16 protein-coding genes and 1 riboswitch are annotated in these 12,326 nt (G+C 71.3%); of the genes, 8 read left to right on the top strand and 8 right to left on the bottom strand.

From position 1 onward, the window contains the following. The 4 genes from MFF42_RS14670 to MFF42_RS14655 form a co-directional block, all read right to left on the bottom strand. A partial coding sequence (locus tag MFF42_RS14670; RefSeq protein ID WP_238256390.1) for a CbtA family protein occupies positions 1-317 on the bottom strand: 317 nt, incomplete at its 3' end. Positions 318-349: 32 nt separating this feature from the next. Beyond that, the gene (locus tag MFF42_RS14665; protein ID WP_238256389.1) at positions 350-529 is read right to left on the bottom strand and encodes a CbtB domain-containing protein; all 180 of its coding nucleotides are present in this window, start codon (positions 527-529) and stop codon (positions 350-352) included. Between the two features lie 43 nt (positions 530-572). Continuing rightward, positions 573-773: riboswitch (cobalamin riboswitch) on the bottom strand. Between the two features lie 56 nt (positions 774-829). Next, on the bottom strand, positions 830-1,252 hold the full coding sequence (locus MFF42_RS14660; protein ID WP_238256388.1) for an anthrone oxygenase family protein: 423 nt from the start codon (positions 1,250-1,252) through the stop codon (positions 830-832). Then, positions 1,239-1,715: a MarR family winged helix-turn-helix transcriptional regulator gene (locus tag MFF42_RS14655; RefSeq protein WP_238256387.1), complete on the bottom strand. Its 477-nt coding sequence runs from the start codon at positions 1,713-1,715 to the stop codon at positions 1,239-1,241. The genes MFF42_RS14660 and MFF42_RS14655 overlap by 14 nt, the downstream gene beginning before the upstream one ends. Positions 1,716-1,796: 81 nt before the next feature. Here MFF42_RS14655 and cobU point away from each other — a divergent pair, with 81 nt between their 5' ends. Then, entirely contained in the window at positions 1,797-2,330 is a 534-nt protein-coding gene (gene cobU, locus MFF42_RS14650; RefSeq protein ID WP_238256386.1) for a bifunctional adenosylcobinamide kinase/adenosylcobinamide-phosphate guanylyltransferase, read from the top strand. Beyond that, positions 2,327-2,929: a cob(I)yrinic acid a,c-diamide adenosyltransferase gene (cobO, locus tag MFF42_RS14645; protein ID WP_238256385.1), complete on the top strand. Its 603-nt coding sequence runs from the start codon at positions 2,327-2,329 to the stop codon at positions 2,927-2,929. Before cobU ends, cobO begins: the two co-directional genes overlap by 4 nt. 136 nt (positions 2,930-3,065) lie before the next feature. Here cobO and MFF42_RS14640 read toward each other — a convergent pair whose 3' ends face one another. Further along, complete coding sequence (locus tag MFF42_RS14640; RefSeq protein ID WP_238256384.1) at positions 3,066-3,380, bottom strand: YdeI/OmpD-associated family protein; 315 nt, start codon at positions 3,378-3,380, stop codon at positions 3,066-3,068. Between the two features lie 153 nt (positions 3,381-3,533). Here MFF42_RS14640 and MFF42_RS14635 point away from each other — a divergent pair, with 153 nt between their 5' ends. After that, positions 3,534-3,887, top strand: coding sequence for a helix-turn-helix domain-containing protein (locus MFF42_RS14635; RefSeq protein WP_238256383.1), 354 nt, complete (start codon positions 3,534-3,536; stop codon positions 3,885-3,887). A gap of 149 nt (positions 3,888-4,036) precedes the next feature. Here the strand turns inward: MFF42_RS14635 and fae are convergent, their stop codons facing one another. Next, complete coding sequence (gene fae / locus MFF42_RS14630) at positions 4,037-4,576, bottom strand: formaldehyde-activating enzyme (RefSeq protein ID WP_238256391.1); 540 nt, start codon at positions 4,574-4,576, stop codon at positions 4,037-4,039. Between the two features lie 203 nt (positions 4,577-4,779). On the opposite strand from fae, the gene MFF42_RS14625 reads away from it, so the two are divergent. Continuing rightward, positions 4,780-5,037 (top strand): hypothetical protein, encoded by a 258-nt coding sequence (locus MFF42_RS14625; protein ID WP_238256382.1) that lies wholly within the window; start codon positions 4,780-4,782, stop codon positions 5,035-5,037. 242 nt (positions 5,038-5,279) lie between these two features. On the opposite strand, the gene MFF42_RS14620 is transcribed toward MFF42_RS14625, so the two are convergent. Next, complete coding sequence (locus tag MFF42_RS14620; protein ID WP_238256381.1) at positions 5,280-5,726, bottom strand: hypothetical protein; 447 nt, start codon at positions 5,724-5,726, stop codon at positions 5,280-5,282. A gap of 482 nt (positions 5,727-6,208) precedes the next feature. Here MFF42_RS14620 and MFF42_RS14615 point away from each other — a divergent pair, with 482 nt between their 5' ends. From MFF42_RS14615 to MFF42_RS14600, 4 genes are all read left to right on the top strand, one after another. Next, on the top strand, positions 6,209-7,180 hold the full coding sequence (locus tag MFF42_RS14615; RefSeq protein ID WP_238256380.1) for a sulfurtransferase: 972 nt from the start codon (positions 6,209-6,211) through the stop codon (positions 7,178-7,180). Positions 7,181-7,238: 58 nt separating this feature from the next. Next, entirely contained in the window at positions 7,239-8,402 is a 1,164-nt protein-coding gene (locus tag MFF42_RS14610; RefSeq protein ID WP_238256379.1) for a YeeE/YedE family protein, read from the top strand. Positions 8,403-8,454: 52 nt separating this feature from the next. Beyond that, positions 8,455-8,805 (top strand): MmcQ/YjbR family DNA-binding protein, encoded by a 351-nt coding sequence (locus tag MFF42_RS14605; protein WP_238256378.1) that lies wholly within the window; start codon positions 8,455-8,457, stop codon positions 8,803-8,805. Between the two features lie 218 nt (positions 8,806-9,023). Continuing rightward, positions 9,024-11,105: a methyl-accepting chemotaxis protein gene (locus tag MFF42_RS14600; RefSeq protein WP_238256377.1), complete on the top strand. Its 2,082-nt coding sequence runs from the start codon at positions 9,024-9,026 to the stop codon at positions 11,103-11,105. Between the two features lie 126 nt (positions 11,106-11,231). Here MFF42_RS14600 and MFF42_RS14595 read toward each other — a convergent pair. Then, positions 11,232-12,326 (bottom strand): ATP-binding protein (locus MFF42_RS14595; protein ID WP_238256376.1); only part of this gene is annotated, 1,095 nt, incomplete at its 5' end.

Genomic DNA, 12,326 nt, shown 5'->3' with positions numbered 1-12,326 from the left:
AGCAGCGCGTAGCCGACGCCGCCGACCAGCGTGGCGAGCCCGGTGAAGGCCATGCGCTGCAGGCCCGGCGCGGGTTGCCATTCGTCGGAGGTGGCATCGGCCTTGCCGTGATCGTGGCCGCTCCCCCCGTGGGCCGGCACGATCAGCGCGGCGAAGGGGGCATCGGAAGACGGCGCGAGGGCGGCGTGCGCGCCCTCGCCCTCGTAGGTCTCCGCCTGGAGGATCAGCGGGGAGGTCAGCGCGAGCTGCAGGCCCGTCGCGACGACGGACGCGAGGAAGCCGGCGACGAGGGCCGCCGACAGCAATCGGGTGATCATGGAACCGCTTGAAGCCGCTGGAACGCGCGCGCTCAGTGGCAGGGGAAGTTCTGCGCGTGGCGGAAATCGTGCGCCGCGTTGTGCAGCATCGTCGCCGGGGCGAAGCCCGCCACGAAGACGAGACCGAGGCCGAGGAAGGCGGCGACGAGGAGCGCGCGGGCGCCCTCGGCCGAGCGGGTGGCGGCCTGGGTCTGAAGGGTCGCTGTCGTCATCGGGTCACGGGCTCCGGCCGCCCCACCGGCGGCGTTCGAGGACACAAAAAGCGTTCGGACGGCAGGTCTCCTGGCTCGCGGCTGGTGTCGCGCCTGCCGCCTTCCCGGATCGCCCGGTGGCTCGTGGCAGGAGCTCGCCGCTCACAGTTGCGGGGGCAGCCGCGGAATCGAGGTTTTTTCAAAAACCTCTCACCGCATTCCCTTTTCACCCCGTCGCCGGGGCACCGTCACCGGGCGGTCATAGCCTGATGCGGGCGGACGCACAACGTGCCGCGCACCGACTGACGGATCACGACGCGATCACCGCAGGGCCCACAGGAAGGCCGCGACCGCCGCCAGACCGAGCCCGCTGCGGACCGCGTGCAGCCGGATCCACCGCCGCATCAGCGGCGCCACGGCGGGATCGCTCTCCGCCGTGGCGAGCAGGGCGCGGTTGGTCGGCATGATCGCCAGCAGGGTGTAGGGCCAGTTGGCCAGCGCGAGCGCCGCCCGGAGCCCCCATCGCGGATCGCCCGTTCCTGTCCAGGCGAGCAGGCCGAGCGCGGTGGCGGCCAGCGCCAGCCCGCCCTGCATCCGCGTCGCCCGCCGATAGCTCGGGCGCCATTGCCGCAACTGGCAGCCCGGATCGAGGACCAGCCGGGCCGGATGCTCCACGAAGCCGACATAGAGCGCCGCGCCGGCGAAGGCCGCCGCCGCGACGAGGGCGAGTTCACCGATCAGCATCGTGGTCTCCCGGAAGTTCGCAAGCGCGCTCGCCGATGGTCCGCACCAGGGCCCGTGCCGCCTCGAGCGCCGCGGGGTCGAGATCGCGGGCGAGCGCCGCCGCCCAGGGGGCCTGCCGCGCCGCCGCCGCCGCGTAGGCGTCCCGGCCCGCGGGCGTGAGGAGGACGAGGCGGGCGCGGCGGTGGTGGGGGTTGTCGGCGAAGGTGACGAGGCCGTCGGTCGCCAGTTCGTTGACCGTCCGCTGCACGCCCTGGCGCGTCATGCCCATGTCGCGGGCGATGCGGGCGACCGGCAGGGGCTGCGCGGCGAGCGCGACGGCGCCGAGCACCTGCCAGCGGGCGCTGGTAAGGCCGAGATCGCCGACCAGACGGTCACCGGCGGCCAGCAGCGCGCCTCCGGAGCGGAAGATCTCCAGCACCAGGGCGGTCGCGGCGTCCGCAGCTTCGTTCGTCGTCGATAACATGACAACACATTGTCCATTCGACAGTATATTGTCAACGTGCGGCCTTTGACGCCGGAGCGGCGCCTGGGGCAAAGGGGGCGGATGCTTCAGGCCGCCCCCCGGATGACCCTGGTGCTCGGCGGCGCGCGCTCCGGCAAGAGCGCCTATGCCGAGCGGCTGATCGAGGCCTGCCCGGCGCCCTGGCTCTACATCGCCACGGCGCAGGCCTGGGACGACGAGATGCGCGCCCGCATCCACGAGCACCGGGCGCGGCGCTCGGACGCGTGGCGCACCCTCGACGTGCCGGCGGCCCTGCCGGAGGCGGTGGCCGCCTCGACCGGGCCGGTCCTGGTCGATTGCCTCACGCTCTGGCTCACCAACCTGCTTCTGGCGGAGGCCGATCTCGACGCGGCCACCGAGGCCCTGGCGCGGGCCTGCGCCGCGGCGCCGGGCCCGCTGGTGCTGGTGGCCAACGAGGTCGGCCTCGGCATCGTGCCGGACAACGCGCTGGCCCGCCGTTTTCGCGATGCGGCCGGGCGGCTGCACCAGCGCCTCGCCCGCGACGCCGACCGGGTCGTGCTCACCGTCGCCGGCCTGCCGCTGACGGTCAAACCCTCACGAGAGAATCCCGCATGAGCGATGACGACAGCCGCCACCGCGAAAAAATGGCCAAGCGCAAGGCGGTGCAGGACGCCGAGGTCGCCTCCAAGAAGATCGAGAAGGGCCTGCTGATCGTCCATACCGGCCCCGGCAAGGGCAAGACGACGGCCGCGCTCGGCCTCGTGCTGCGGATGCTCGGGCGCGGCCACCGGGTCGGGGTGGTGCAGTTCATCAAGGGCGCCTGGGACACCGGCGAGGCCCGCGCGCTGAAACAGTTCGGCGACCGGATCGCCTGGCACGCGCTCGGCGAGGGCTTCACCTGGGAGACGCAGGACAAGGCCCGCGACATCGCCGCCTGCCGCAACGCCTGGGACACGGCGAAGACGCTGATGGCGGACGAGAGGATCCGCCTGCTCGTCCTCGACGAACTGAACATCGCCCTGCGCTACGACTATCTCGATCTCGACGCGGTGCTCGCCGACCTCGCCGCGCGGCGCCCCGACCTCCACGTCGTCGTGACCGGCCGCAACGCCAAGCCGGCCCTGATCGAGGCCGCCGACCTCGTCACCGAGATGGGCAGCGTGAAGCACCATTTTTCGGCGGGGGTGAAGGCGCAGGAGGGGATCGAGTTCTGAGGGGGGCGTCTGGTCTCGTGATTCTGCGGTCCGAACCCGATCAGGTCGATGGTGCGACGGGTTGCTGAGGGTGGTTTGCGGATCGACAGCTTCCGCTTGGTGTCAGGCGAAAGCAGATCTTCGCTTTCAGGCGCATCTACAGGCTTCTCTTCCCTCGCCGGTCGATCAGAACGGTCTGCTGCCAACGGCTCGGGGCTTTATCGGCGCGATGGATGCAGCCCGCCCAGCAGCATGGCCGCTTCTTTCCCTCGAATAGTTCGTCTCTCATCCGCTCGATGCGGCGTCGGCGTGTCGTCGGCTGCTTCGCGTCTTCGACCCAGCAGATGAACTCGTTTCTCCCAAGCGGCGTCAGGCTCGCCCAAAGCTCGAGGGCGTTCGCGTCCGACTGTAATGCCGCTTGCAGGTCTTCAGCAGCCTCGTGGACGGTCCCGTGCAGGAAATCAGTCACCACGAAGCTCCCCGCGTCGCGACACCCCCCGATCTAACACGGGTTGGTAAAATTCCGCTTTCAAGGTTGCTCGCTGGACGATCGGTCGTCCACTTTGGGTCGCAAGCATCCCCTTGTATAGTCAAACTGAATGGGTCTGAACTCCGGGAGCCCGCCATGGACATCCGCCCGATCCGCACGGACGCCGACCTGACCGAGGCCCTGCAGGAGATCGACCGGCTGTGGGGCGCCCCCGTGGGAACGCCGGAGGGCGACAAGCTCGACGTGCTGGCGACTCTCGCGGAAGCCTACGAGCGGGCGCATCATCCGGTGCCGGAGGGCGACCCCGTCGAGATCCTCCATTTCGCCATCGGCGAGATGGGACGCTCGCAAGCCGAGTTGGCCGAGCTTCTCGGCTCGCGCCCGCACGCCTCCGAGATCCTCAACCGCAAGCGCCCGCTCAGCCTGGAGCAGATCCGGCGGATCGCCGAGGCGTGGCGGCTGCCGATCGCCGCCCTGGCGAAACCCTAGACCATCGTCCGGGAGATCTGATCCAGGACGATGTTCCAGGGTCTTGTCTTCGCATCGTCTTTTTCCGAAAGCCGGTGACCACCTTTCGGGACGATGCTCGATCGCCTCGACCGGGACGCGGCCAGAGCCGCGCCCCGTCCTCCAAACAATCAGTACTCGATGATGTCTTCGAGCGCGTAGTGCTTCACCGTCTTGCGGTTGGCGATCAGCTCGTCGATCGTCGGCTCGCCCTTCATGGCGCGGGCGATGGCGAGCTTCGTCGCCTCGTAGTTGGTGCGGTAGAGGTCCTTGCGGTCGAGGTTCTCGTCCTTGGCGCAGCGCTCGTCGAGCCAGATCGTGATGATCATGCACAGCTCGTCGAGATCGGCCTTCGGCAGGATGCCCTCGATCACGCAATCGACGATCGCGTCGCCGGTGGCCGCCTGGACCACGCCGCCGAGAAGCTCGGCGTACTCGGCGGTGTGGATCGTGACCTTGGTGGTCATGATCGTGGAGGGGCGCACGAGCTGGTTGAGGTCGCGCACCACGAACATGCGGGTATGGCCCTGGACCTGCCCGAGCATGCCGGCGAAGGCGTGGCCCACGGGGCCGCGGGTGGAGCCGATCAGCACCTCTGGCATCGCGTCGGTGAACTGCCCCTCGGCGGCGAGCACCGTCGCCTCGCCGGTGCGGAACCAGATCTCGGACATGTCGGTCATCCCTCAGGTGTCGTGTGATGGCGCGCCCGGCGGGCGGTCGGCGCGCAGACACCATCCCCGGCCACGCGCGTCAATCGCCGACCGACCACTCGTCGGTTCCGTGACAGCCCTTTGCCCGCCCCGCGCCGTCCCCCTGGTCTGCCATCCGAAAATCGCTCATGTCAGGAGCGCGCGAGACCGAAAGGACCGATTCGATGAGCGAGCCCGGCAAGGGCAGCAGGGGCGGCGGGCGAGGCGGCGAGAGAGCGGGCCGGGAGGCGGGCTGGAGCCTGTCCGCCACGGCGGAGGGCGAGGGCGTGCGCCTGGAACTGGGCCTGCCCGATCTCGGCGGCCGCCCCGTCACCGCGGTGATCCGCCTCGACCGGGGGGAGGCGCGGGCCTTCGCCCGGGCGCTGCTGGCCGCGGCGGGCGACGCGACCGAGCGGACCTTCTTCGGCCCGCAAGACACCTGACACGGTTTCCGGTTGATTCCTTCGGTGCTGCTTCCCGTCATTCCGGGGCGCCGAAGGCGAACCCGGACCCGAAGGGGCGCGCCGGAGGCGTGCAATCCACGACTGGCCTGAACGCCCTGTTCCAGCCGCGCATCACGGGTGGATCCCGGGTTCCGCTGCGCGGCCCCGGGATGACGGGAGTGGGGCTGAACCGAAGCGATTAACCGGAAACGGTATGACACGCGGCCCGAGCGCGCTCCCGATCAGCGCTGCGTGCGCCGTCCGGGCAGGCGCGGCACCACCGTCCCGCGCGCCTCCACCGGCGCGTCGCAGGCGTAGGAGAACTCGGTCTGCAGGTCGCTGAACACGGTCTCGCCGGTGATCCGACAATCCTCGCGCACGGTCTCGTCGAGATAGGTGCGCGCCGCGGTGCGGAAGCGCGCGGCGCGCGTTTCGGCCGGGGGACGGCCCGCGCCGACCCGGCCGACATCGCAGCCCGTCACCTCGCGCAGAGTGTTCGACACCACCAGCACCCGGCGGCGCTGGCGGTTGTCGTAGATCTCGTAGGGCTCGTTGCAGCCGATCGTGACGACCTGCGGCACCTGGGAGACGTAGGTCTGGGAGATGTAGCCGAAGCCGGTACAGCCCGAGACGGAAAGGCTGGCACCCAGCGCGAGCGGAAGCGCGAGTCGCCGAATAGTCGTCGCCATCTGCCGCCTCATCCACGCGCCATCGTCCGCCCGTAAAAGGGCGGGAACCGGCGCATTGAAACAGTCCAGCTTGCCCGGTCAAGCCGGCCGGCCCGAGATCGCCCCTGCGCCGGCCTGCGCCGTCGGTCCCGATCCGCGCGGTGCCGCCCGCGCGGTGCGGCCGATATGCCCCGCAGTCGGCCGAAATCGGCCGCACGTTCGAGGGCGCAAGATAGTCCTTCATGTTCGGACGGGCCCTGCGGAAGCAAAACCGTCGGCGGCACGAAATATACGGATCATTATTCCGTTGACCGGGCGCGCTCGACGCGGCGACATTGACGTGCGGTCCGGCCTCGACTGCGCTCATCCGAAACAACCGCCCGAGCGGGGCGGATCTTCGGCGGGCGAAAGCGACGGCGGACGGCCCCAACCTTCCCGAACCCGTCCTGCCGGGGCCCCCGCGGCTCCGGACGATCTCGGCTGCCCGATCCGGAGCCTGTCCCGTGCTGCGCAAATCCGCCCTCCTGCTCGCCGTCGCCGCGGGCCTCCTCGCCCCGACGGGCCTCTCCGCCGCGCCGGACCCGGCGGCCAAGGACAGCGCGACGAAGCCGGACGCGACCCACAAAAATCCCCTCGTCTCGACCGAGTGGCTGGAGAAGAACCTCGATGCCCGGAACCTCCGGATCGTCGAGGTCAGCGTCGAGCCGGGCGTGTTCGAGCGCGGCCACATCCCGGGCGCCCAGAACGTCGTCTGGCACACCGATCTCGTCGAGACGGTGAGCCGCGACATCGCCGGGCCGGACAAGTTCACGGCGCTGGCCCGGCGCCTCGGCATCGACCGGGACACGACGGTGGTGCTCTACGGCGACAACAACAACTGGTTCGCCGCCTGGGGCGCCTGGGTGCTCGCCCAGTACGGCCTCGTCGACACCGTCAAGCTCCTCGATGGCGGGCGCAAGAAGTGGGAGGCCGAGAAGCGTCCCCTCGACACCCGCACCGCCGAGGTCGCGCCCTCGGCCTTCACCGCGCAGGCGCCCTCGCCGAAGCTGCGGGCGCGCTTCGCCGACGTGCTGGCGGTGGCCCGGAAGGAGCGCGACGAGCAGATCCTCGACATCCGCTCGCCCGACGAGTTCAGCGGCAAGGTCATCGCGCCCCCCGGCATCCAGGAACTGGCGATCCGCGCGGGCCACATCCCCGGCTCGGTCAACATCCCCTGGGCCAAGGCGGTGAACCCGGACGGCACCCTGAAATCCAGGGAGGAGCTGAGGGCGCTCTACGCCGCGGCCGGCATCGACGGCTCGAAGCCGATCATCACCTCCTGCCGCATCGGCGAGCGGTCGAGCCATTCCTGGTTCGTCCTGAGCCGCATCCTCGGCTACGACGCCCGCAACTACGACGGCTCCTGGACCGAGTACGGCAACGCGGTGGGCGTGCCGGTGGTCAACCTCGCCGGCACCGTCTGGGGCGGCAAGTGAGGACGACGCGGTGAGGGCTGCCCATCCGGGAGAGGCGCTGCCTCTCCCGACCCGAAGCGTGGGTGCGCCCCTCGCCGCGGGCATCGCCGCACTCATCGCCGCCGGGCTCGCGGCGGCGGCCTGGCGCCTCTCGGGCGAGCCCGGCGGCACGCGGCTCGCCCTGTCGCTCGTCTTCGGCGCGCTGTTCGGCTTCGTGCTCCAGCGCAGCCGCTTCTGCTTCTACTGCCAGTGGCGCGACTGTCTGGTCGCGGGCGATCCGAGGGGGATGCTCGGCATCCTGGCGGCCCTCGCGGCGGGCGCGGCGGGCTACGCCGTGGTGCTCGGCGCCTGGATGCCGGACCCGTCGGGCAGCCGCCTGCCGCCGGACGCGCATATCGGCCCGGTCGGGCCGGTCCTGGTCCTGGCCGGGCTCAGTTTCGGGGCCGGCATGGCGATCTCGGGCTCCTGCATCAGCGCCCATCTCTACCGCCTCGGCGAGGGCTCGCCGACGGCGCCCTTCGCGCTTCTCGGCACCGGGCTCGGCTTCGTCCTCGGCTTCCTGAGCTGGAACCCGCTCTACCTCGCCAGCCTCTCCGAGGCGCCGGTGCCGTGGCTGCCGCGCCATCTCGGCTACGGCCCGAGTCTCGCCCTGTCGCTGGCCCTGCTCGCGGCCCTGGCCTGGCCGCTCCTGCGCCGGCTGCCCGCACCGGAGCCGCCGGCCCGGCTCGACCCGTTCCGCGCCGTGTTCGTGACGCGCTGGCCGGTCTGGCTCGGGGGCCTCGCGATCGGGGCGCTCGGGACGCTCGCCTATCTCCGGGTCGGCCCGCTCGGCGTCACCGCGGAGATCGGCGGCCGCTCGCGGCAGGCGGCGGGGGCGCTCGGCCTGCTGCCGGACCGGCTGGAGGGGCTCGACACCTTCCGCGGCTGCGCCACGGCGGTGCGCGACGCGATCCTCACGCCCAACGGACTCTTCGTCGGCGGCCTCGTCCTCGCCGCCTTGGCCGCCGCGCTCGTCGCCGGCCAGTTCCGGCCCGCCCTGCCGACTCCGGGACAGGTCGTGCGCGGCCTGACCGGCGGCGTGCTGCTCGGCTGGGGCGCGATGACGGGGCTCGGCTGCAGCGTCGGCACGCTGCTCTCCGGCATCATGGCCGGCGCCGTCTCGGGCTGGGTCTTCGGCGTCGCGATGTTCGCCAGTGCGGCGGGGACGCTGTGGCTGGGGCGGCGCCTGGGCCTGCTCGCCTGACGGAGCACGGGTCGCTCTTCCGTTCCCGGCCCCGATCCGCGATCATCCGGGAATGACCTGGGAAGACGTCCTCGCCGTCGGCCTGGCGCTGCCGGAGATGGAGGCCTCGACCTCCTACGGCACGCCCGCGCCGAAGCTGCGCGGCAAGCTGGTGACCCGCCTGCGGCCCGAGGACGACAGTCTCGTCCTCCTCGGCGTGCCGCCGGACGAGCGCGACATGCTGAGGGCGGCCGATCCCGCGACCTTCCACGTCACGCCCCATTACGAGGGGCACGCGATCGTCCTCGCCCGGCTGGCGGCCCTGGAGCCGGAGCGGCTCCGGCCGTTCCTCCTGCGCCGCTGGCGGGCGGTGGCGCCGAAGCGCCTCGTCGCGCGCTTCGAAGCCGCGCAAGGCCAGGCGTAACGAACCCCGTCCTCGCGACGAGGCGCCGACCGGTGCGCTCCTCGGAGTCAGACCTCGTCGGCCCACGGCGCGCGTCCAACCTTTCTTGCCGCGGCGGAAAGACGAGAACCGCGGGTGAAACCTGAAATGGATCCCGATCAACCGATCGTTCACGGATCTCGTCGCTCTATGGCCGGCGACGCCGCCGTGGCGATCATTGTCGAAATGGCCGGGGTTCGATGCGCGTCCGAAGTCTCTTCGTCTCGTGCATGGCGGCCGTCGGCCTCGTCGCGGCGGGCTCGAGCTCTTTCATCGCGTGGCAGGAATGGCAGCGCTGGTCGCAGGCCGACGAAGCGCGCCAGCTCGTCGAGGTCCTGGGCGAGGTCGCCCGCTTCAACGAGCGCCTCGCGCTCGAACGCGGCTCCTACAACCAGCTCCTGCTCTCCGACCGGGCCGAACAGCAGGCGATCCTGGCTTCGGCCGAGGCGAACCGCAAGGCGACCGAGGCCGTCACCGGGCGGATCATGGGCGCCGTCGCCGCGCTGCCGTCCGACAAGCGGGCCGGACTCGAGCGCGCCCTGCTGCCGACGATCCGCCAGCTCGACGAGACCCGTTCGGCCGCCGACCGCGAGATCGCCAAGCCGCTGAAGGAGCGCGACGAGCAGGCGGCGAAGACCTTCCAGAAGGCCCTGATCGCGATCGTCGCGCAGAACGCGAAGACGCTCGGCACGATGGAGATCGACGTCACCCGGAAGAACCCGGACATCGCCCGCGCGGTGCCGGTCGTCAGCCTCGCGATGGAGCTGCGCGACATCGGCGGCAGCCGCTCGATCTGGTTCAGCCAGTACGCGGGCGCGAAGCAGCGCTTCTCGCCGGGCCTGATCGTCCAGATCCACGAGATGAACGGCCGGATCGAGCAGGCATGGCAGCGGCTGCAGCGCAGCGTGCTGCAGGTCGAGACGGAAGGGCCCCTGATCGACGCCCTCACGCTGGTGGAGCGCAGCTTCATCGCCGATCCGGGCCAGGTGATCGCACGGATGTTCGCGGCCGGCCGCGACGGAACCGAGCCTCCGATGAGCCTCGTCGAGTGGCGGCCGCACACCACCAGCATGCTCCAGTCGATCCTCACCGTCCGGGACGCCGCCCTGCGATCGGCGCTCGCCACGGCCGACGAAACGATCGCCTCGGCCCTGTACCGTCTCATCGCGGCGGGCGCGGCCGTGCTCCTCGTCGTCCTCTGCACCTTCGGCATCGTGGTGTTCCTCACGCGCCGTGTCGTGCAGCCGCTGGCCTCGCTGGCACGGACCATCACGCGGCTCGTCGAGGGCGCGCGGGACGTCGTGGTGCCCGGAACCGAGCGCCGCGACGAGATCGGCGAGATCGCCCGCGCGGTGGACGTGCTCAAGGCCCACGGTGCCGAGGCGGAGCGGCTGCGGGGCGAGCGCGAGAGCCTGCGGCAGAACGCCGAGGCGGAGCGGCGCCAGAGCCTGGAGCGGACGGCGGACCAGTTCGGCAGCTCGGTCGGCGGCATCGTCGGGCAGGTCGCCACGGCGGCGGGTTCGTTCGAGGCGCAGGCCACGAGCCTCGCCGGCACGGCCCGGGAAGCCGACCTGCGCTCGGCGGAAGCCGCACGGCTCTCGCGCTCGGCCTCGCAGAACATCGAGGCCGTGGCGGCGGCGGCCGAGGAACTCTCGGCCTCGATCGATCAGATCCGCGAGCAGGCGCGGGGATCCTCCGCGGCGGCCTCCGAGGCGGCGCGGGAGGCCTCCTCGACGGAAGCCAAGGTCACCGATCTCGGCGCCGCGGCGGCACGAATCAGCGAGGTACTCGGCCTCATCCGCGGGGTGGCGGAACAGACGAACCTGCTGGCGCTCAACGCCACGATCGAGGCGGCCCGCGCCGGCGCCGCCGGCAAGGGCTTCGCCGTCGTCGCCTCGGAGGTGAAGGCGCTGGCGGGCCAGTCCGCCCGGGCCACCGACGAGATCGCGGCGCATATCGGCTCGGTGCGCGTGGCGACGACGGAGACGGTGCAGGCCATCGCCAACATCACGCAGGCGATCCGGCGCGCCAACGGCATGGCGGAAGCGATCGCCTACGCCATCGACGAGCAATCGACGGCGACCCAGGAGATCGCGCGCAACATCGCGGCGGCCTCGCAGGGCATGCGTCTGGCGACCGGCGAGATCGAGTCGGTCATCGACGCCTCCAGCGCCACCGGGCGGGCGGCGGACATGGTCCTGCAGGACGCCATCGCCCTGAACGGGCAATCGACCCAGCTCCGGAGTTCCGTCCACCACTTCGTCGGTTCGATCCGGGCCTGACGCGCCGGCCCCGGGCGACCGGCCGGAGCGCGTTTTTGACATCTCCGGATCGCGGAAAACGCGCCAAGCTTCTGATTTTCCGCATGTTCTTCACGCGAGCCGGCACCCGCCCCGCTCGACAATGCTCTAGCCCCGCGAAATGATCTCGCGAATGCGCAGGCCCAGGGTCTCGACCACGAACGGCTTGGTCAGCACCGCCATGCCGGGCTCCAGCTGGCCGTTGCCGACCGCCGCGTTCTCGGCATAGCCGGTGATGAACAGCACCTTGAGATCGGGGCGCGAGACGCGGGCGGCGTCGGCCATCTGGCGGCCGTTCATGCCGCCGGGCAGGCCGACATCGGAGATGAGCAGGTCGATGCGCACGTCCGATTGCAGGACCTTCAGGCCGGCGGCCGCGTCGGCCGCCTCGATCGCGGTGTAGCCGAGATCCTCCAGCACCTCCGTCACCAGCATCCGCACGGTCGGCTCGTCGTCCACCACGAGCACCGTCTCGCCCTGCTCGGCCCGGGGCGCGTCCACCAGGGATCCGAGCGGATCGGGTTCCTCGGCCTCGCCGTGGAACCGCGGCAGGTAGAGGCAGACGGTCGTGCCCTCGCCGGGCTCGGAATAGATCCGGACCTGCCCGCCGGTCTGCTTGGCGAAGCCGTAGATCATCGACAGGCCGAGACCCGTGCCCTGGCCGGTGGGCTTCGTCGTGAAGAACGGATCGAACGCCTTGGCCCGCACGTCCGGGGTCATGCCGGTGCCGGTGTCGGTGACGCAGAGCGACAGGTACGGGCCCGGCGGCATGTCGTGCTGGCGCGCGGCCGCCGCGTCGAGCCGCTTGTTGGCGGTCTCGATGGTGATGCGCCCGCCCTCCGGCATGGCGTCGCGGGCGTTGATGCAGAGGTTCAGGAGCGCGTTCTCGAGCTGCGGCGGGTCGACCAGGGAGGGCCAGAGCCCGGCCGCGCCCACCACCTCGATGGTGATGGTGGGGCCGACCGTGCGGCGGATCAGATCCTCCATGCCCTTCACCAGCCGGTTCACGTCGGTCGGCCGCGGGTCCAGCGTCTGGCGGCGGGAGAAGGCGAGCAGGCGGTGGGTCAGCGCGGCGGCGCGCTTGGCCGCTCCCTGCGCGGCGCCCATGTAGCGGTCGACGTCCTTCAGCCGGCCCTGGGCGATGCGGGTCTGCATCAGCTCCAGGCTGCCCGAGATGCCGGCGAGCAGGTTGTTGAAGTCGTG

The organism is Methylorubrum podarium (assembly GCF_022179745.1).
GTDB classification, from domain to species: Bacteria; Pseudomonadota; Alphaproteobacteria; order Rhizobiales; family Beijerinckiaceae; genus Methylobacterium; species Methylobacterium podarium.
The sequence above is the reverse complement of the archived record's forward strand: the minus strand, read 5'-3'. Positions and strand labels throughout refer to the sequence as shown.